Below are 20357 nucleotides of genomic sequence, written 5' to 3' on the forward strand. Positions count from 1 at the left end.
CCGTCCGTTGGGGTAATAAAACCAAAGCCTTTACCCGCGTCAAACCATTTTACTAAACCAGTCATTGTATTAGACATAGCGATACTTCCTTTATTTATTTTTTAAGTGCCATAAGGCAAGAGAGGTCTGTCTTTCAGTTATTTCTTATGGGGCACTTAAGAAGGAGTTTCGCGGTGAAGAGGTATCTATCGAGGATAACGCTAATACTGTGAACTGCTTTACTAAAACTGCTTTCATAAGGTCTGTGTTCCAAACCGATGACGCTATTTACTCATACCCAATGATTTTAATCAAGCCTTATTTATAAATAAATCAAACACCCGTTTAGACGTCTGGCTGTTTAGCCATAAATATATCCAATAAAACTGCGTCAGCATAAAACCAAATAAAGCACACAGTTTTACGCCGACGAAACATTAGAGTAAATATATTGATAGAAATTTATTTTCACCATTAGCTATTTATTAAAAGTTTTATTAAAAACCCCTTCGGGTGCTCTGATAAATTAAAATAACCAAAAATTAATTTACAATAACCCTACCGTGTAACTCTTGGACCGGCCGGTTATTATCGTGATGGATGACCGACTTGAACTGCGTAATCTGGTTTTCAGAAACGCTTAACGGCTGTTTAAACACCAGCCAGCGTACCCCTTCTGAACAAGGGGGTGTGGTTAGCGAGCCACTGAAACGATAATAGTATTTGCTGTCCGGAATCAGGCCATTAAGATCCAACGCCTGCTTGATCTTCTCTTCCTGGTTCAATCCTTTTGGTATTTGCTGCCACACTTTTTCCAGCACCACATTTTCTTTGCCCAGTTCGTACATAACGGCGACAACCAGCAATTCTCCCTGCTTATTTTTGTGTAGAAAGTGCGCCTCCATCGGATATTGCTTACCCTTTATTGTATTTTCACTAGGAGAATGGAAATGCAGCTGTTTTAGCATAAAAGTTTCACCATCTAGCTGCACTTTATTCCCGCTGGGTACGTTCAACTGAACCGTATGACCATTATTTACGATACTCAGCGCCGTGGTAAAATATTGCATGGTCAGCGGCGCCAGGTTACTTCTTAATTCCCCGCGGATATCTATCGGTGACTGGTTGCGTCCATCCTGACAAAGATGAAACTCTGGTTTCAGCGTCCCCCAATGCTCTGGAGCCCGTTGACCTTCATAAGTCCAGGTGCTGGTTTCATCGGCCTGAAGCGAAAAGCTCGCGCTCAGTAATATCGCTAATAACAACTTACCGTTCATTCGTCTGTACTCCATTACGTTGGTGTTTTACGGTTAAACCGAGCTAGGCGATATATTACATCCCATATCCTTATTTTATTAATAGCTATGAGAAATATCTCCAATGCGTCAGCCTCTATTTCACTCTTTTTTACCACCGCAGACGCGAACTCTCACTCCACTTTAAGACCAACTAAAGTTTTAAAGAATATATACGCGATGATTCACCCCATAGGAGATATCCCATACGATGAAGATGAAACGCTCAAGGTAACCAATATGGTCACGGCATAAATACAAAGCAGAAAATCCTAATAGGCGATGGTTCGCGCCAGAGGCTCAATAAAAGACATAGTGATCCTTCCACTGCCGCTTTACGTTAATGGCTGCCAATAGAATTATTCATTAATTTCACCCAAAATAGCGGGTTACGCCATGTGGCATTGGCATAGCTTGAGTCGTACGCGGCCGATTGTGGAAATCTTTGTTAGTAAGGCAGTTTTTATTATTAAAGCGGGCGCTATGCCACAACAAAACCTCTATACTCGCAAGATAAGCGCGCTATACTTCGAAGAATAAGGGGGATATATGCTTATTGGATTTGTTCTACTGGTCAGCACATGCGGAATAGATGCTTGTGACGCGCTTCCCGTGTCTGAAGATATATATCCTACCCGTCAGGAATGCCTTGCCGTGGCGGCTAAAATCCATCAGCGTCGCCCGGATGTGGTGCTGCTTTGTGGGGAAGTTCATCGGCAATAATTTGATAAATGGAAGGAATACGCTCATTTATCCACGGTGAAATCGCTGTTTGCGCTTTCTGGCAGGCAGCAACTGACCGCCACACTCAACCCTTGCTGATACCAGTGAAATATTTCGCTGCCGACAATGCCCAATGTTTCGGGCTTTAGCGCTATCGAACGCATTTGCCAAACACTCAGCCCGCGTTGTTTTAATAGTGCCTCGTGGGCGGTCCACAAACGCCAAAACGCCATCATGACATTTTCAGCTGGCTGCGCCGCCAACCACAGATATTCAGCCTCACCGAAATAGTGCTGGGCAATCTCTATCGCAGCGGAACGCGGCCTGATCACTTCGATATCGCAGCCAATCGGCCCTTTATCACTCACGGCGACAAAAACAAAATCGCCGCTGTGACTGATATTGAAATGTGGCAATTGAGCACACCTAAACGTAGGTTTTCCCGATGCGGTAATGATCATTTCCCTGAGAGGCCGCTGACCCACCTGCTGTGCCAGCAGCACTCTGCCCGCTACCCACGCATCCCGCCGTTTGCCGTTGGGAGCCTGATCCAGTAACGCCGCCGACAACCAACCGGTGATTACATCCGGTTGGCTGAGAACGCTGATTCGAGCCAGAGCAGTGCGCATCATCGGTTAACGCCAGCGACGGAAAACCAGTGAAGTGTTGATACCGCCAAAGGCAAAGTTGTTGCTTTGGAAAAACTCGGTATCAATATGCCGTGACTCTCCCATGATGTAATCAAGTTCTCCACAGGCCGGATCGGGCTGAGTCAGATTGAGCGTCGGCGCAAACCAGCCTTCATTCATCATTTCCAGACTCATCCAAGCTTCCAGCGCTCCGCAGGCACCTAACGTATGGCCGAAATAGCTTTTCAACGATGAAATCGGCGTATTACTGCCAAATACCGCGGCGGTAGCCTGACTTTCAGCCAGATCGCCACGGTCGGTCGCCGTACCGTGAGCGCTGATATAGCCGATATCCACCGCCTGCAACTGCGCCATACGTAGCCCCTGTTCGATGCAAATTTGCATAGTTTCACGCTGTGGCTGAGTAATGTGGGCCGCATCACAGTTAGTGGCGAATCCCACGACTTCCCCGTAGATCTTCGCATCTCGCGCTCTGGCGTGCTCCAACTCTTCCAACACCAGCGTGCCCGCGCCCTCCCCAATGACCAGCCCGTCTCGATTGATATCGAAAGGCGACGGCGTGGTATGTGGCGAATCATTGCGCTGACTGGTGGCAAATAAGGTATCAAACACCGCCGCTTCAGACGGGCAAAGTTCTTCCGCTCCACCGGCAACCATCACCGTTTGATAACCGTGGCGAATGGCCTCCCACGCGTAACCTATTGCCTGGCTCCCGGAAGTACAGGCGCTAGAAGTAGGAATCACTCGCCCACGCAGTCCGAAGAACAACCCGGTATTCACCGCCGCGGTGTGCGGCATCATCTGCACATAGGTGGTGCCGGTGATATTATTGGTGTGTTTTTCCGTTAGCATGGTGGCAAATTCGCTAACCGGTTTAGTACTGCCGGTAGAAGAACCGTAGGCGATGCCGGTTTCACCATTAGTTAGCACCGCTTCGCCGATCAAACCCGCCTGAGTCAGTGCCAGCTCGGTCGCTCTGGTCGCTAGTAGGGAAACTCGCCCCATTGAGCGAATGCGTTTGCGGGTGTAATGCTCCGGTAAGGTGAAATCATCAATAGGCGCGCCCACTAAGGTATTCAATCCCGCGTATTCACGCCATTCCGGCATGCTGCGCACCGCATTTTTACCGGACTTCAGGCCAGCAGCCACGCTCTGCCAGTCATTGCCAAAGGCGGTTACGCCGCCCATGCCGGTAATCACGACTCGGCGAGTCATAGCATGCCCCCATTAACGGAAATCACCTGACGCGTCACGTAACTCGCAATATCAGACATCAAATAACTGGCGAGCCCGGCCACTTCCTCTGCGGCACCCATCCGTTTCATCGGGATCATATTCATCGCTTCTTTTAACGATGCTTCTTCCATCTGAATCATGCCGGTATCAATCAACCCCGGCGCTATGCAGTTTACAGTGATTTTGCGCTTCGCCAGTTCTATTGCCAGCGCTTTTGTTGCGCCGATAATGCCCGCTTTTGCCGCGCTATAGTTGACCTGACCTCGATTCCCCATTAAACCGGAAACCGACGATAGCGTGATGATTCTGCCGCCTTGACGCAACCCGATCATCGGCATGATACAGGGATGGATCACGTTATAAAAACTGTCCAGATTGGTATGGATCACGCTGTCCCAGTCGTCTTCACTGAGCGCCGGGAACGCGCCGTCGCGAGCAATTCCGGCATTGTTCACCACGCCGTAGTAGGCACCATGAGTTTCAATATCCTGCTCAATGGCCTGCCGTGTCGCGTCACGATCGGCTACGTCAAAACCGATAATCCGCCCTTGTCCGCCTTGCGCAGTTATCTGTTCTGCCGTTTGCTGAGCCCCCGGAAGATCGCTGTGATAATGCACTGCCACGCTAAATCCATCGGCAGCCAGTTGGAGGGCTATCGCTCGCCCGATACCTTTACTGCCGCCCGTGACCAAAACTGAACGCGTCATTCCATTTCATCCCGTTGAAATAATTGTTTAAGTTCTTGTTGATCCGGTTGATAGGTATTCAACCGCGCGGTGGCTAAAACCTGCCCCGCACTGCTGATTTCACCTTCAAAGCTGCCAAATTTTTCGTCCTGCATCAGCAAGACCATAGTGATATCCAATAGATTGCCGTTTTTAATCAACGAAGTCTGGCTGCGTAACGCGCGCGCGCCGAGCAACATGCCCAGACTCGCCACCCGCTCACCCCGCTGCCGACTATGCCAGCCCGACCACACGCCGACGGTTTGCGCCATCAATTCCAACGCAAACCATCCAGGCAAATGCCCTTCGGCAGTGAGAAAAGGAGCCAAAACCCCCTGTTCTGTGACTTTAACCCGACAATGCACGCGTTCTTCTTCTACCGCTACAACCTCTTCCAGTAGCATCATCGGCGCATGATGAGGCAAATAATTTCCCGCCGGTAAATATTCAGGCATGACGCTTCCCCAGAATCAGGCAGGTATTATTACCGCCAAAGGCGAATGAATTGGACATAACTATTGTCTTTATCAATGGTTCCTGCTTGAGCAATAACCCGCAAGGCGGCAAACTGTCATCCAGCGTTGAATGAGAGAAATCCTGCGCCGGCAATGGTAAATCACGAGTCAATAACAGCCAGCACAGCGCGGCTTCGCACGCGCCTGCCGCACCTAATGTGTGCCCGGTTAAATGCTTGGTCGAGCTACAGGGCGTGCCATTACCAAAGATGTGATTGACCACTTTGGCCTCGATGTGGTCATTAAGCCGGGTAGCGGTGCCATGCAGATTGATATACCCCACATCCTGCGGTTGAATTGCCGCATCATCCAACGCCTGTTCAATAGCGCGAATGGCGCCTTCGCCTTCCGGATGCGGTGCCGACATATGCCATGCGTCACTGGATTCACCGACGCCGAGCAAGGCTATCTCCTGAGGTTCCCGCGTGAGCAGCATAAGAGCCGATGCTTCACCTATAGTAATACCGCAGCGTTCCGCGGCAAAAGGCTGGCAACGCTGAGTGGAAAGTGATTCAAGACTGTTAAAACCGTTGACGGGCATCCGGCTGAGCGTATCCGCACCGCCAACAATTGCCACATCCGCCAGCCCGGCTTGGATCAAACGCCGACCGCTGATAATAGCTCTGGAGCTGGAGGAGCAGGCGGTAGACAAAGTGAACGCTGGCCCTTCCAGTTCGAGATAGGCCGAAAGAAAACGTGCCGGATCGCCTAATTCCTGTTGATAATAATCATAGCCGTCACTTTCCTCGTCGTGACAGCGGTGGTTAACCTGTCGATCGCCCTCATTTAATCCAGAAGTACTGGTGCCCAACACCACCGCCACGCGATCGCGACCAAAGCGTGCTATCGCTTGATCGACCTGCGGACGAATTTGCTGCAACGCCGCCAATAACAGCTGATTATTGCGGCTGCGGTGCATAGCAAGCGCCGCCGGAATTTCCGGTAGTTCACCTTCAACGGCGCCTAGCCAGCAGGACTGTTCGGGTTGAACCCAGCCATCGCGTGGCTGCATGCCGGGAGCGATGCCCAAAGGAAGCTGGCTGGCAATCTGATCGGCATTGTTTCCTAACGCATTCAGCATGCCTACCGCAGAAATATAAATCATGTTAGCTGTCCAGATGTTGAATCGCGATCTGATAACCAAAAACGTACTGGCGGATGCTAATCGGTTGGCGCACGCCTTTGCTGGTCATATAAACAATTTCGGTTACCCGTTGTCCTTGCTTATCACGCAGTTCGCGGCGGGATCCGTTGTCGACCAGCGTCCAACCTACGGGTAACTGCTCATGCCAAGCAGAAACCGGCCAGTAACTCAGCATAATATCGGCCAGAACTTGGCTGGCCGGAGGCAACTCAGGTAGCACAATTGACTGCTCGCTTTTGATCCCCTGCGCATCGTAGGTCAGTTTGAACAGGCGAATACCCAGAGATGACAACCCCGCCAGCACAATCTGTTGCCGATCCGCATTGAGCAATACCAGCAAAGACTGCTGCTTACCTTTCACCGTGGCAGTCAGCAACTGTTGTTCATTCACCGCCGGCGTGATACCTGGCGCGGGTAATCTGACCTTCACGCCCGGTTTTAACCAGGCCTGGGGGCGATTATCAGCGGGTTTAGTGGCGCAGGCCGTCAGCATCAAAGCCAAGGATAAAGCCGAGATACAGCGTAAAATCATCATGATTTCTTCCCTTTACGACGTTGATGCATCGCCAATGGCGCCAGCAAAAATGCGGCAAAGATGCCGCTGCACAGCACAATACCGAAACTGCTGATAGCCTGAGTGCTGCTAAAGATCAGCATACCCAAGGTCAGCAGTGAGGTACTCATCGCCACGGTTACTGCTAATAATGACGTTAGCGGTGTTCCCCGCGGATTACTGAAAAATAGGGTGTAATTAATGCCAATCCCCAACACCAGAACTAACGCAAGTAGGGAGAACAGGTTGAGGGAGTGACCGCTAAACGCCAGCACTGCTAGCCCACAGCCGAGAGAAAGCAACGAAGGCAATACGCAGACTAGCCCACGCCGCACGCCCAAGCGCAACATGTAACTCAGGGCAATAATCGCAATGGCTCCCAGCAACAGCCAGCCCAGCATAGTGCGATAGAAAGAAAACATCTGGTCGAAGCTGGCTTTGCGATCGACCCAACTGACGCCAGTATGATTTGCCGCCAACTCAGCCAAAGCGGCGCTGTTTTGCACGCCGTCGGTCGGCACCAATACTCCACTACGCCCATCCGGTAACGTCATCCACATCAACGCCCATCCCTCGCTCACTACGCTATTGAGCCAGTTCTCCGGCGTGACCGGTCTTGGTGTGAGATCGACCGTCAACCCACCCATCCCAACGGCAGCAAGCTGTGCCAGCACGTTGGGGGCTACCTGTTGCAGCAGTGTCAGATCCCGCTGTTGCTGCGCCTGAGAGGCCAATGGCAACAAACGGTAGCCGCCGAGCCAGCCCTGTTTTTTCGCCCGTTGTAACTGCGGTGCAAATTGCTCTAACCGCTGCAACGTCTGCTCGGGAGTATCGCCATAAACCACAAACCACTTTTGATCGATACCTTGCCCAGTCAATGCCGTGATTGCCTGCTCCTCCCGATGAATATCCGGCGGCAGCGCCTGCAATTGGGCAATATCATCATTAATCTGCAACCGCAGTAATCCGGCGACGGAGAACAACGCCAATGCCAGCGGCAAACCTAAATACAGTGTGCGTTGGGTACGCCACGCGGAAAGCCAACGCATCAACGGCATCATGAATGGCACTGGCCTGACCGGTAATCCACGACATAACCACGGATACCAACACACCACGGTCAGACATGAGGCGGTCAGACCTGCGGCGGCGAAAACCGCCAACTGACGTAAGCCTGGGAACGGCGCCAACATCATAATTAGGTAGGCCAGAACCGTGGTACCCAACGCCATCATTAACGCCGGGAAAACCTTGTGCAGACTTTGCCACGGCGTGGTTTCACGTCCATGCACCATGCGCTCGGTAAGATAATAAATAGTGTAATCAGCAGAAATACCGACAATGCTGATACTCATCACCAACGTCATTAAATGCAGTTGGCCAAAAAGCAATAAGGTCAGCGTACTTCCGGCCAACGCGCCGATACCAACGGACAACACGCACAACAGTAACGGACGCAGAGAACGAAACACGCCCAGAATCAACAACAAAACACCGATTACCGTGGCGGAACCCAAGGTGGAAATATCATGTTTGGCCTGCTGGCTGGCATAATCGCTATAAAATAGCGTGCCGCGGGACATGACCTCAACGCCAGGAAAATGATGCTTAAGATCGGTCACGAGCGCCGCCAAATCTGTCACTACCTGATGCGCCTGCTGCATATTGTAGGAGGACCCACTCAGCTCGCCGTGGATAAAATACCAACTGCGCCCCGCCTCATCCTGAGCCACCAGCCAGCCATTTTTCATCCCCAAGCGACTGGCATTTTGTTGTAACGCCAGTTGGGCGCCCCGCACCAGCATCAACGGGTCGTTCTTTATTTCACTGCTGCTCACACCAGCAAAAGCCGAATAAAGCTGTGCCAGTACCCAGTTAGCCTGCTCATCACCACCGCTCATCAGGCGCTGACGCGTCTGCGGGTCAATCATGCCGTTACGATGCAGATAGAAGAATTCCCCCCATTTCTGCTGCTTCTCCGCATCGAGCGGCCCTTTAACTGCGGTCAACGACGGCAAACCCTGCAAGCGTTCCAGCCAGCGCGCGGCCGCCGCGGGATCATCTCCCTCGGCTGGGCTGACCATCCAGACCAGCTGCCGATCCAAACGCTGCATAAAACCGTCGTTCAGCGCAGGAGGAATCTGTCCCATGCTTTGGGCAGGCAACAGCGCCAACACGCTACTGGAAAGCTTGGATTGCGGTAACAGCACCGTGAGAGTGGCCCCTAGCAGCAGGCAAGCCGCCAGCCATAGCCAGGCCCATAAACTCGGCCTAGAAGACAAAACGTTGCTGCTCATCATGGGTCAACGTGTCTGGCGTCAGGCGCTGATTGCTAAAGGTAATCTCAGTGCGATCTCCTTGACGATCGTTAAGCGAAATATGATCAAGATACTGCTGCCCTTGCAGGATAATCGTGTTAAACAGCTTATCCAGCGGTGAAGTGGTCGGTTTCAGCTCCAACTGCCATTTACCCTGTCCTAAATCGCTGAATGTCAGTGAGAAGTTTTGTTCCAACGCCTGACGTTCGGCCTGAAAAAGTGCACGCAACAAGTGGTTAAACTGGAACATCTGCGGATTGGAATCAGCGGTAACAATCTGCGGCTCCTGCCCATTAATGACCTGAACCATACGCTTATCATCCAGCACCAGCGTCAATGGAAAAGGTTTCTGCTGTTGCCACCACAGCCCATTTTTCTGAGCGATCAATAATTCACCGCTGGAACGCAGCGGCTGCGGCATATCCTTGATCTGGCGCTCCTGGCTAAACTGCGCTCGTACCACCGGCTGCTGCGCCAAACGCTGCTGTAACTCATCCAGCGTCACTGCCTGTGCGCCAGCGGCGACCGCCAGCGACAACATTAAAATCCATTTTTTCATGGCTTGATTCCCATTCTTTCAAACAATATGTCAGGGCTGACAAAACACATTTCTCGCGTACTTTCTTCGACGGCCACCTGAATGGTATAGCCGGTAGTAGTCCGCTTGCCGCTTTGAGCATCAAAAATCTGATAAACAATTTTCAGCCGATTCTCGAACTCGTCAACGCTGGCTCGGACCCGAATTCGCTGTTCAAACGCCAGCACGTCGCGGTATTTCACCCGCGTATCGACCACCGGCCAAACATAGCCAGACTCACGCATTTGCCGGTAACCATAATTAAACTGATTCAGCAGCGCCTCTCGCGCCACTTCGAAATAACGGAAGTAATTACCGTGCCACACCACGCCCATAGGATCGGTATCGTGAAAGGGTACGGTCATCTCTACTTCAGTGGTAAAACGAGCATCGGTCAGCACTTGTTACTCCTTGCCGGATGGCGAATCAGGCAGTCGCCAGAAATCAAAAAAGTTAAACCAGTCGAGCGGCGATTGCAGCGCATAGTGCTCCAGACGCGACGCATAGCGATCCACCGCCGATTGCAATGCGGCTTCACGCTGCTGACGTGGTAACAGCAACGGATCGGCAAAAGGTTCACAATGGATATGCAGTTTGCCCCGCTGGTGCAGAGCAAACATCAGTAAAACCGGACAGCGCAATACCGATGCCAGAACAAATGGCCCTTGCGGAAACGGCGCGGGTACCCCGAGAAATTCGCTCCACACCACGCGGCGCTCCCCACCGCGCTGGGTAGTGACCGAGGTACGATCGCCGACAATCGCCACCCATTCACCGGCATCCAGCTTCTCTTTCAGTAAAATAGCGGTATCTGGCCCCATGTGGGTCACGGGAATCAGATTCATCCCCGCCTGCGGCGCGATCTCTTCCAATACCTGCTTAAACCTTTGGGCATGTTCACTGAATACCAGCGCGTTAATTATTCTATGACCATCCTGCTGCGCTAATGCGCGGCACACTTCGATATCGCCGAGGTGAGAAGCCAGAATCAGCTTCCCACCTTCAGACTCGGTATTAATGGTTTCTTGCGCTCCGGGAGCAAATACAATTTGCTGCCCCAGCCGCAGATCACCGCGCCAACTGGCGACTTTGTCCAGCATCGCGCTACCGAACCGCAGGAAATGTCGATAACTAGTTAGATTGTCCGGCACAACCCATGACTTTTTTTGGGCAGTTTGCTGCAAACGCGCCAGATATTGCTGCGAGACCTGCCGCTGAGTTCGGCCCGTTAGCCAGAAATACCCCACTACCGGACGTAGTAATATCTCGAACGTTCTCCGCCCTAATAGACGATAAACCGCGAGCATAAAGCGCATGCCGCCCAAACCTTTACGCTCTTTAACTCCGGCCCAGTGACGCGGACTACGTCGCGTTAACAATCGCGGGAAACGCCTCAACATGCCCAAAAATAGCCGAGTATGCATCCACGAAATCCGCAGGTTATCCCGCAACGCATCAAAATGGGAAAGCCCGTCAACGGGGTAAGTCACTCGCGTAGGGACAAAACGGCTATCAGTGCCTTGCCAGTAAAGGCGCACCATGATTTCCGTATCAAAATCCATACGTTTCCCCAATGGATATTGCGCCATCAGAGCAATGACCGGAACCAGCGGATAAACCCGAAATCCGCACATACTGTCTTTCAGGGATAACGACAGGGTTTCGATCCACACCCACACATGGGTGATATAGCGACCATACAGACGAGATTTAGGTACCGACTGGTCGTAAATTGGGCGGCCGGAGATCAACATATCCGGATAGCGCTGCGCTTGTTTCAGCATCTCGGGGATATCCTCGATGCAGTGTTGTCCATCGGCATCCACCTGTAACACATGGCTATATCCCGCCTCTGCAGCCACGGTGAAACCTGTTAATACCGCCGCACCTTTGCCCTGATTGCAAGGCAACCGAACTAACGTGATGCCAGAGTGCGTTTCGGCCAAGCGCTGTAAAATCTGTTGTGTGGCAGGCTCGCTGCCATCGTCAATGATAAAACAGTGCTGGCCAAAGGGAGCCAGCCGCGCCACCACATCATTCATCATTGCACCGTGGTTATAGCAAGGAATAACCACGCACGGCGCGAAAGCGTGAACGGCTAGCGACATAATTTTATCACTCCGCTACTGGCCGTGTGTGCGGTAACACCTTCATTCAACGTATAACTAAAACTGAGCAAGCCACGGGATTCATTCCAATCGAGGCGGAGTAACACCTGATTGCCTGGCAACAGCGGCAACTGGAACTTGACCTTATCGATGCCGGAAAACTGCCAGTCTGCGCCCGCTATATCTGCCGCGTACCCCATCACCCACTCGATCTGTGCCACGCCCGGCAACAGAGGCTGTATATCAAAATGTCCGGTAAACCAACTTAATTTGGGGTCCAGATACAGGCTAACTTCCATCTGATGCCGTTCCGACTGTTGGCGGGAAAGCTCAACGGTTTTCATTAAATAACTCCTGTAACTGAGGCCAAGAACGTTTGCTTTGCTGATTAATTGGAATAGCCGATAATTTGCGCCAATAGCGCGGTAATGCCACCGGTTCCAGCCAACCGGCGAGCTGCTGTCGCCAGCGGCGGGGCAACCGCAGCCAGCCGATTTGCTCTAATTCGTCCAATCCTGCCTGATTCAGCACCACCGCCGCGGCGATACATTGCCTCGCACCGCGTTTAACCACCAGCACCGCAACGTCTTCGATGCCAGACAAAGTCCGCAATCGCCGCTCAATATCACTGAGAGAAAGACGCTTTTCTTCAATTTTGACTACCCGATCACGACGACCGGCCAGCGTAAATCGCCCCCGATCGTCAACAATAAGCCGATCATCCAACGCCATTCCCAACGGATTAGGAACCAAAGGGGAAACCACCCACCAGTTATCCCGCTCATCGCGATTCAGTTGCACGCCGCTAAACGGCTGCCATGCTGCCTGCGGATGATGGCGGCTACGCCATGCCATCACGCCGGTTTCTGTGCTGCCATAAATTTCATCGGGCGTGATTCCAAGCCAGTGCTGTGCTCGTTGAGCATCGTCAAAATGTAGCGGCCCGCCGGCGGAAACCACAAATTCGCAACGCGGCGGCGGCAACTGGCTATCCAGTCGCTGTAAAAACGCCGGACTGGTAATAAAGGCGCAGCGTGGACTGTTAGTCAGTTGCTCAGGGAACGCCACCGTTTCACTGGCGAAAGGTCGCCCCAACGCCAACGGTAACCAGATGCGGAACGTCAGACCGTACAGATGTTGATGGCTGACGGATGCCCGAATCACGCAGTGACTCAGCCGTTCGCCCCATAAATCAGCCAACCAGACGGCTTCTCTATCCATCACGGCAACCGGTTTATCCACCCGACGGGGTTCGCCAGAGGAACCCGAGGTAAATAACCGCAGACTCGCGTCGGCGGCAATCGGCGGTAACGGCACGCTCACAGGGGCAGCATCCGATAGCGACCACACTGGGCAGTCTAATTTCAGCGGCAGATCGCTTAATACCCCATCGAAATGCTGGCTTTGTTCAACGAGCTGTGCGCGCCGATGATGCCCTAGCAGTACCGGAATTTTGCCCGCATACAGCGTGGCCAGCAGCGCGACACAAAATTGATAGCTATCGTTAAAACACAGCGCCCAACAGGTTTCTGAACCGGTTATCAGACGAGCATAAAGTCGGGTCACATCCTGTCGAAACTCATTCAGGTGGATATCTTTATCACCGCTACGGGCAATCAAAGTGCTACCCGACCGTTCTTCAGACAGCCATTGAGACAGCGGTAATGTATTCATCCGTTTTTTATCCGCTGACGTACCAACCATTCCACACCCATCACGCCGCCAATAAAGATATAACTCAGCATGCCATTCCATAATGCCCAGATTTTCATGTCGTTATACAAACAGGTCGCCAATGCAATCGACCCGTTGATGATAAAAAACAGACACCAAACCTGAGTGACTCGCCGGGTATAGCCCACGCCCTGCGGCGGTAAATCCGGCTCGCGCCAACGGGCGATTTTCTCCACGATTGGCATGCCGTAAAACAGAGAGCTGCCGAACAGCGTCAACAGCACCAGATTAACCACCACCGGGTAATACATCAGCACTTGGTGGTCGCGCATCAGCACGCTCGCAGCACAAAGAGCAATACCGGTTAACGCCAGCGCTTTCCCCGCATACGCTTGACCGCCCGTTTTACCTTGCAGTCCCCCATGACCTTTCAGTAACCACAGGCGCAGCAGGAAAAAGGCAATAAACAACGGAATTAACCAGAAGGATTGACCCTGTGTCACGCCCGCCCAAATAATGAACGGCCATAACAGCATAATCAGCCCATTGGCGATGCGCAGGAAACTTTGCATAAACGGCGTGGTTTTCCGAAACAACCAATCAGTCTGGTTGCTGTAATAATTGTTCTACCGCATCCACGACGTCTTGCACGGTACGCACAGACTTAAAGGATTCGGGCTTGATCCGGCGACCGGTCTTTTTCTGTAAATGAACCACCATATCTACGGCGTCAATACTGTCCAGCTCCAGCTCTTCATACAGACGCGCCTGCGGCGTGATCTGCGACCGGTCGATTTCGAAAAGTTTAACCAAGAGGTCCGACACTTCCTGGTAAATATCTTGTTTATCCATAAGTTATCCGACTATTAAGCACGTTGAGATTGAATGAATGCCGCCAGCGTGGCGATGGAGTAAAAATGCTGACGCATTTCCTCACTTTCAGCAGATAACATCACGCCATAGCGATTTTTGACCGCCAGACCTAACTCCAGCGCGTCAATGGAATCCAGTCCCAAACCTTCGCCAAACAGCGCGGCGTCTGCCTCTATCTCATCGGGAGTAATATCTTCGAGATTCAGGGTATCAATAATGAGTTTTTTTAATTCAAGAGAGAGTTCTTGCATCATCCGTATCCATGGGTTGGCCTTTCTCAGGCGTCAATAACTGGGCTAATTGTCGATTCAGCTGGCGAGCGGCAAGCGCCTGCGCATCCTCTTCTACAGCCACAAAATATTCGTTAGCAATACGTTCGCCCACCACAACGCTGAACACCGGTTTTTCTGGCGGTATCTGATACCAGCGGCTCTGTTTATCCAGCGTTTGTTGGCTACAGTGAATATGCACAATACGCAAATCACATTCGCAACGGACGGCAACGTTGGCCGCACCCCGCTGTAACTTCAGCGGTTTTCCCGGACTGGTGCGCGTACCTTCGGGAAAAATCAAAATATTCTCGCCGCGGTTTAAACGTTGGCGACAGGCCGCCAACAGGGTTGGTCCCTGACTATTGACCAGGTAATCGGCGGCTTTAATCACGCCGTTTACAAAAGGATTACGCAAGAGTCCAGCCTTAACCAGACAATCGACGTCCGGCAAGGCCGAAGCCAAAATAACGTAATCCAACAGCGTGGGATGATTTGCGACGACCAGGCAACCTTTATCAGCGCGAATCTTTTCGATACCCTGCAAGCGGTAATCCAACACACCCAACCTGCGGGCCAAAGCGAGGAACAAGCGAAAACTGGCAGAAATGCTGCGTCTGGCTAGAATGCGTCGCTGCTGACCATCACGCTGAGTGAGCAGGAGAAAATTGAACCACAGCAACGATAGCAACAACCCGCCCAGCCCGAACAGGGCAAAACATAGCCCAGTCATGACCAGCCGCCACAGCCAATTGATTTGTCGCCCCAGCTTCAACACTTTCATCCTAACGGTTCCACTGCCAATCGAATCGACCACCGGTGACGACAAAGGAAGCGTGTGAACCTAGCCAATGATGCAAAAATTGCAGACTCTGAGGCACCTCCGGCTCGGGCCGCTGCCCCTTGCGGGTCGCGCAGCGCAAGATATCACCCGGTTCAATCAGTAAAGCGACGGCAAACGGATATTTTGGCATATCCGATGTCATATATGGATGGTAAAATTCTGGAATTACGCCATCGAAATCCACCATTAATACGCGGGAATAACCGGCCTGATGTAACGCTAGAACTTCGAGCAAACCTTGCTGAAAAGTTTCCACACCGGCGGATAAAGACGATGAAACCAGCGGTTTTCTGGCCGCAATAGTGAGATTACCCACCGCAGAATTATGCACCGACATAGCAAAATCCGTAGGCGACAGGCTTTGTTCCGTCGCCAGCGCCTGCAAAATGCGGTAATTACGCTCCAGCTCACCGTGACGGCTGGTATATACAATCGCGTCCACCGATTGGCGGCTCAGAATCGCTAATCCACATTCCACGGCCAGACGGCTCCCTGAACTCAGGCGACGGGCCGTCATCATCGGCAACAGACTACATTTAGCCAGCGGCTGGGTGTGATCTACCCTAGCAGGCGATTGATTAGCCCACCAGAGCCATTCATCTGCCAAGGCTAATCCGGGCGCGATAGCCTGCCAATCGGTGATGTTCAGAGTAAACTGCATGAATTCGTGATCTCTGGCGGAGAAAATGAGCAAAATACCGAGGCAATAATTGACTGATGCCAACTTGCCCCTTATTTCTTATATTTCTTAGGTTAATGCCTCGACTTGGCCATTTCCAATCGACCGCTATCGTTTTTTACAAATCAATAAAGTATGACCAATGCCAAGATTATCTATCTGTTTTTCCAACTCAAAGTCGGCTTTCTGTAAATAACCCAGGAAATCAGTGACGCGATAAAAACGACTGTTACCATTAGCCATGCAGGTAAAATACAGCGAAGAAGCATTTAAACTGAATGCTCCAGCCTCGTAGGGCTGACAATCCCAGAAGAGCTCCATAATACACACTCTGGCGTCGGGCTTCATCGCCGCTGCGATTTTTTTGAGGATAGCAATAATCTGAGCTTCCGAAAAACAGTCCAAGAACTGGCTCATCCACCAAACGTCTGCGTCCTGCGGTAATGGCGCATCGGTCAACATATCTGCTTCATGGAGAGAAATACGCTCAGACAGCGCATGTTCCGCGATGTTTTTCTTAGCTAGCCGAATTTGCTGCGGTAAATCGATGATGGTCATTTCGACCTGCGCATGATATTCGCAGCAGCGTAAAGCCCATTTCCCGGTATTGCCTCCCACGTCGTAGATTTTTGCCGGTTCAAGAGCAAAGACATGAGGCAAAGCAGCGCTGAAAGCGCCATCGGAATAGAAATGGTCGAAAGCAAACCAACTTTGCTTCGCTGGCTCAGGCAACTGGCTCAGCGCCGGATAAATCGTCGGCCAAGAACCGAAAACCTGAAGTCCCGCCGGTTTTCCTTGCTGTAATGATTCTTTCAGGTGATATAGACCCTGATAGCAAACGTCCTGCGTAAAATCCATATTGACGCGGGTCATAGCGTCATGCAGTAAATAGTGACCAATTTTACCTATAAAATAGCGGCCTTCGGTTTGGTAAACAATATTTCCGCTCATGCCCATATCTAACAACACGCCTACAGCATAATCGTCCAGCTCGCAGCCGTAGGTAATTTCCTGCCGGGTCGCGCCCTGCTTTCTGCAATTATCCAACAGCGATAGAATACCTGAATCCCTGAGATTTACCGCTGCTTGAAATAACATTGGCGCAAAAGCAATTCTCTGCGCCTCGGTAATTGCGTCAAGCGCACTAATATTATCTTTATCGTAGTTATAGCGCACGGTCATGGTTTGATGTCCAATATCAAATAGCCAAAGCCAGACTACGGTTAATCCAGCTCCGACTTAACTCAAATTTCCGTATTATTTATTAGCATTAGCCATTAAACGTTTTTGAATATCTTTATCGAGGTTATTAACCCAACGATTATAATTACGATGGATTTTTCCATTAGCAGCTTTTAAGTTTGTGCTGCTGACATATTTAATGGTGTAGTTGGTCGGGGTGTAGTTGATACGGATGTTTACGCTGTGATCGCGATTCATTAAGCGGCCATCAATCACACCTGGCGCTATCGGGGTCATGATCCAGTCACGATTCTGGCCTGCATCCAGTATGATCGTTTTGATCTGTTCGGTAGAATTATGGGTCGTGATATTGGTATACGGTGTTAATACAGGTGCGGTACGCGCGCAGCCGGAAAGCGCAGCGACACAAATGAAGCTGATAAGTAACTTATGAGAAGTTTTCATATATCCCTATTTCTCTAGATTGTATTAATTTTCCAATTAGGCTTGCTCAAAACCAGATACAGACTAAATACGCGCAGTAATGTACTAAATAAAATTAATATCTGCAATCATGGAGTTATTTAACTTATTTGCTACATTTAATCCTAACTCACACTTAATCGCTACTGATTGATTTTAAAATCCCATTCAGCAAATTAAAGGGGAGGATTATCTCTAGTCAACCAAATACGTTTTGGGAATGACTAAGATATATTACTTTGCTGCTGTAGCCAGGCAAATACCGCCATGACTTGAGACGATCGCGCCTCTCCCACCACGCGGGAAAGCCAGAACGTTTGCCCCGACAACGGCGTATAACCGGCGACCACTGCCAGCGTTCCATCCTGTAATCCGCTATCTGCCGCCAAACGGGACAGCAACGCTATTCCCCTTCCCCGCCGCACCGCATCCAACACGCCAGATTGATCATCATAAATGGCCGACAACCGGAAGCGCTGCAACAAGGTCGCCAGCAGCGCACCGGTTTTCTCCCCGGTGAGATGGTTCTCCAGACAAATCAGGCTGGTGATGTCACAGTGGTGATTCGCAGGGTGAAGAATCAGCTTTTCCGCTATGGTAGCGCTCGCCACCATCACCCACTCATCCTGCAAAAAAGGAAGCTGTAGTAATCCTTCCTGATCGAGCGGTCGACTCCCAATGGCAATATCCACATCAATTTCATCAATAAAACGTGCAGTTTCATCGGAGGATAATAGGGGACAAAGATCGGGAATCTGCTGTTGCAGCGCATCTAAACGCGGCTGTAACCAACCCTGTAATATCGGTGAGGGACAAACCACAGCCACCAGCCCAGGATCGAGATAAGTCGCAATCCGGCTCATTCCGCTGCGCAAAGTGTCCAGCGAGCGCAGTACCGTTCGCTGTAACACTTCTCCCGCTACGGTTAATTCTACACCGCGACCAACCCGTCGAAACAGCGGCTGCCCGGCCTGAGCTTCGATCTGCGAAATCTGATGACTAATGGCGGATTGCGACAGACAAAGCTCATCGGCAGCGCGAGCAAAACTGCCTAATCTCGCTGCGGCTTCGAATCCCATTAATAGTTTGAGAGAGGGAATGCGGTTCATTTTTCACTCACACATGAATTTTATTGGGGTATTAATGCAATAAACATCAATTTTTATCAATAAACAGAACACAGATAATAACGCTACTCACCCGCCATGCGGGAAATGATCGGCGCCAGCACGAGATATGCTGCCGCACCAATCAGACTTATCTACAGTAAACATAAAACCGACGGACAAAAACATGATAACGCGTAGACGATTTATTCAGGCCACAACGCTGATGGCGGGCGGCTTATTATCACAGCCGAATAAGGGGTACTCTATGATTGATCAAGATGATAAGCAGCGCTGGATTATGCCCGATGAAGGCACACCCCATCGCCGCACTTGGATGGCATTTGGTGCCAGCAAAGCCATTTGGGGCAGTCGTTTATTACCGGAAGTGCAGCGTAACCTTGCCACCATTGCGTTAGCTATCGCCGACTACGAGCCGGTCACCCTGCTCGTCAGAGAGAATGATTACGATATCGCCTATCAATTAATAGGATCGGCGGTAGAACTGCTGATTTGCCCATTAGATGACCTGTGGATACGCGACACCGGCCCGGTGTTTGTTCATAACGCTCAAGGTAAAAAAGCCGGTATTGATTTTAACTTTAACGGTTGGGGAAATAAGCAACAACATCAACAGGATGCGCACGTAGCCAGTTTTGTCACTGAACAGGCTGGCGTCGAACGGATTACCACGAACTGGGTTCTTGAAGGCGGCGGAATTGAGGTTGACGGCGAAGGTACCGCCATTATCACAGAAAGCTGTGTACTGAACGAAAATCGTAACCCAGGCAGGAGCAAAGCAGATTGTGAAATCGAACTTAAACGCCTGTTAGGTTTAGAAAAAATCATCTGGTTACCCGGTATCAAAGGTAAAGATATTACCGACGGTCATACCGATTTCTATGCCCGTTTCACCACGCCGGGGACGCTCGTGGCTGGCTACGATCCTGATCCGCAGTCTTTCGATCACGAAGTCACTAAACAACATTTAGCTATTCTACGCGATGCGCGGGATGCCAAAGGCCGTAAGCTCAACGTCGTGGTATTAAACGGTCCTTCTGACATACGAGGGAAATATGCCAGCCACGATTTTGCCGCCGGTTATATCAATTTCTATGTCTGTAATAATGCGGTTATCGCACCGGAGTTTGGCGACAAAATCACTGATTCAGCGGCCAAAGCACAGCTTAAACAACTGTATCCAAATAGAGATATCGTAATGATTAACATTGACGGGATCGCAGCAGGCGGCGGCGGTATTCACTGCACAACGCAACAAGAACCGCTATAACCAACCGAATAGATAACGTTCCGGTTGGTATTCACTATTGGTTAAGCCGATTTAATTGGCTACGTTGATGCCAACCAGGGTGATATTTCGCCCGAATTTCTCCGCCCCTTTAGCTAGGAGGGCACAATTCATT

General features: G+C 51.0%; 23 protein-coding genes. 1 reads left to right on the forward strand and 22 read right to left on the reverse strand.

Features of this window, described 5'->3' with window-relative positions; all coding sequences use genetic code 11:
- The 22 genes from AD970_RS18545 to AD970_RS00105 all read right to left on the reverse strand — a co-directional run.
- Window positions 1-77: cold shock domain-containing protein (locus AD970_RS18545; RefSeq protein ID WP_162199311.1), on the reverse strand; the 77-nt coding region annotated here is incomplete at its 3' end.
- 444 nt (window positions 78-521) lie between these two features.
- Entirely contained in the window at window positions 522-1256 is a 735-nt protein-coding gene (locus AD970_RS00005; RefSeq protein ID WP_049596303.1) for a carbonic anhydrase, read from the reverse strand.
- 764 nt (window positions 1257-2020) lie between these two features.
- Window positions 2021-2629 carry a 4'-phosphopantetheinyl transferase superfamily protein gene (locus AD970_RS00010; RefSeq protein WP_049596304.1) on the reverse strand — a complete coding sequence of 203 codons (609 nt, stop codon included), beginning with the start codon at window positions 2627-2629 and terminating at the stop codon, window positions 2021-2023.
- A 3-nt stretch (window positions 2630-2632) separates the two neighbouring features.
- The gene (locus tag AD970_RS00015) at window positions 2633-3862 is read right to left on the reverse strand and encodes a beta-ketoacyl-ACP synthase (RefSeq protein ID WP_049596305.1); all 1230 of its coding nucleotides are present in this window, start codon (window positions 3860-3862) and stop codon (window positions 2633-2635) included.
- Entirely contained in the window at window positions 3859-4590 is a 732-nt protein-coding gene (locus AD970_RS00020) for a 3-ketoacyl-ACP reductase FabG2 (RefSeq protein WP_049596306.1), read from the reverse strand. Before AD970_RS00020 ends, AD970_RS00015 begins: the two co-directional genes overlap by 4 nt.
- Entirely contained in the window at window positions 4587-5063 is a 477-nt protein-coding gene (locus tag AD970_RS00025; protein ID WP_049596307.1) for an ApeP family dehydratase, read from the reverse strand. Before AD970_RS00025 ends, AD970_RS00020 begins: the two co-directional genes overlap by 4 nt.
- Entirely contained in the window at window positions 5056-6228 is a 1173-nt protein-coding gene (locus AD970_RS00030) for a beta-ketoacyl-[acyl-carrier-protein] synthase family protein (RefSeq protein ID WP_049596308.1), read from the reverse strand. The genes AD970_RS00025 and AD970_RS00030 overlap by 8 nt, the downstream gene beginning before the upstream one ends.
- Before the next feature lies 1 nt (window position 6229).
- A complete protein-coding gene (locus tag AD970_RS00035; RefSeq protein WP_049596309.1) occupies window positions 6230-6802 on the reverse strand; it encodes a DUF3261 domain-containing protein in 573 nt (190 codons plus the stop codon).
- Window positions 6799-9120, reverse strand: a complete 2322-nt coding sequence (locus AD970_RS00040) for an MMPL family transporter (protein ID WP_049596310.1) — start codon at window positions 9118-9120, stop codon at window positions 6799-6801. Before AD970_RS00040 ends, AD970_RS00035 begins: the two co-directional genes overlap by 4 nt.
- Entirely contained in the window at window positions 9092-9697 is a 606-nt protein-coding gene (locus tag AD970_RS00045) for a LolA family protein (RefSeq protein WP_049596311.1), read from the reverse strand. Before AD970_RS00045 ends, AD970_RS00040 begins: the two co-directional genes overlap by 29 nt.
- Window positions 9694-10116, reverse strand: a complete 423-nt coding sequence (locus AD970_RS00050; protein ID WP_049596312.1) for an acyl-CoA thioesterase — start codon at window positions 10114-10116, stop codon at window positions 9694-9696. The genes AD970_RS00045 and AD970_RS00050 overlap by 4 nt, the downstream gene beginning before the upstream one ends.
- Window positions 10117-10119: 3 nt before the next feature.
- On the reverse strand, window positions 10120-11823 hold the full coding sequence (locus AD970_RS00055; RefSeq protein WP_049596313.1) for a glycosyltransferase family 2 protein: 1704 nt from the start codon (window positions 11821-11823) through the stop codon (window positions 10120-10122).
- Window positions 11814-12167 carry an ApeI family dehydratase gene (locus AD970_RS00060; RefSeq protein WP_049596314.1) on the reverse strand — a complete coding sequence of 118 codons (354 nt, stop codon included), beginning with the start codon at window positions 12165-12167 and terminating at the stop codon, window positions 11814-11816. The genes AD970_RS00055 and AD970_RS00060 overlap by 10 nt, the downstream gene beginning before the upstream one ends.
- Complete coding sequence (locus AD970_RS00065) at window positions 12154-13527, reverse strand: class I adenylate-forming enzyme family protein (RefSeq protein WP_235786881.1); 1374 nt, start codon at window positions 13525-13527, stop codon at window positions 12154-12156. The genes AD970_RS00060 and AD970_RS00065 overlap by 14 nt, the downstream gene beginning before the upstream one ends.
- A complete protein-coding gene (locus AD970_RS00070) occupies window positions 13494-14069 on the reverse strand; it encodes a COG4648 family protein (RefSeq protein ID WP_049596316.1) in 576 nt (191 codons plus the stop codon). Before AD970_RS00070 ends, AD970_RS00065 begins: the two co-directional genes overlap by 34 nt.
- A 28-nt stretch (window positions 14070-14097) precedes the next feature.
- Entirely contained in the window at window positions 14098-14349 is a 252-nt protein-coding gene (locus AD970_RS00075; protein WP_049596317.1) for an acyl carrier protein, read from the reverse strand.
- A 14-nt stretch (window positions 14350-14363) separates the two neighbouring features.
- On the reverse strand, window positions 14364-14621 hold the full coding sequence (locus AD970_RS00080; RefSeq protein ID WP_049596318.1) for a phosphopantetheine-binding protein: 258 nt from the start codon (window positions 14619-14621) through the stop codon (window positions 14364-14366).
- Complete coding sequence (locus AD970_RS00085; protein WP_049596319.1) at window positions 14602-15423, reverse strand: lysophospholipid acyltransferase family protein; 822 nt, start codon at window positions 15421-15423, stop codon at window positions 14602-14604. The genes AD970_RS00080 and AD970_RS00085 overlap by 20 nt, the downstream gene beginning before the upstream one ends.
- A 1-nt stretch (window position 15424) precedes the next feature.
- Window positions 15425-16144, reverse strand: a complete 720-nt coding sequence (locus tag AD970_RS00090; RefSeq protein ID WP_049596320.1) for a beta-ketoacyl synthase chain length factor — start codon at window positions 16142-16144, stop codon at window positions 15425-15427.
- A 126-nt stretch (window positions 16145-16270) separates the two neighbouring features.
- Window positions 16271-17344 (reverse strand): methyltransferase, encoded by a 1074-nt coding sequence (locus AD970_RS00095; protein ID WP_072080559.1) that lies wholly within the window; start codon window positions 17342-17344, stop codon window positions 16271-16273.
- A 75-nt stretch (window positions 17345-17419) separates the two neighbouring features.
- A complete protein-coding gene (locus AD970_RS00100) occupies window positions 17420-17809 on the reverse strand; it encodes a hypothetical protein (RefSeq protein WP_049596321.1) in 390 nt (129 codons plus the stop codon).
- Between the two features lie 242 nt (window positions 17810-18051).
- Complete coding sequence (locus AD970_RS00105) at window positions 18052-18936, reverse strand: LysR family transcriptional regulator (RefSeq protein ID WP_049596322.1); 885 nt, start codon at window positions 18934-18936, stop codon at window positions 18052-18054.
- Between the two features lie 184 nt (window positions 18937-19120).
- On the opposite strand from AD970_RS00105, the gene AD970_RS00110 reads away from it, so the two are divergent.
- The gene (locus tag AD970_RS00110; RefSeq protein ID WP_049596323.1) at window positions 19121-20224 is read left to right on the forward strand and encodes an agmatine deiminase family protein; all 1104 of its coding nucleotides are present in this window, start codon (window positions 19121-19123) and stop codon (window positions 20222-20224) included.
- The last annotated feature ends 133 nt before the right edge of the window (window positions 20225-20357 follow it).

The sequence above is a fragment of the Yersinia nurmii genome (assembly GCF_001112925.1).
In the GTDB taxonomy this organism is placed as follows: domain Bacteria; phylum Pseudomonadota; class Gammaproteobacteria; order Enterobacterales; family Enterobacteriaceae; genus Yersinia; species Yersinia nurmii.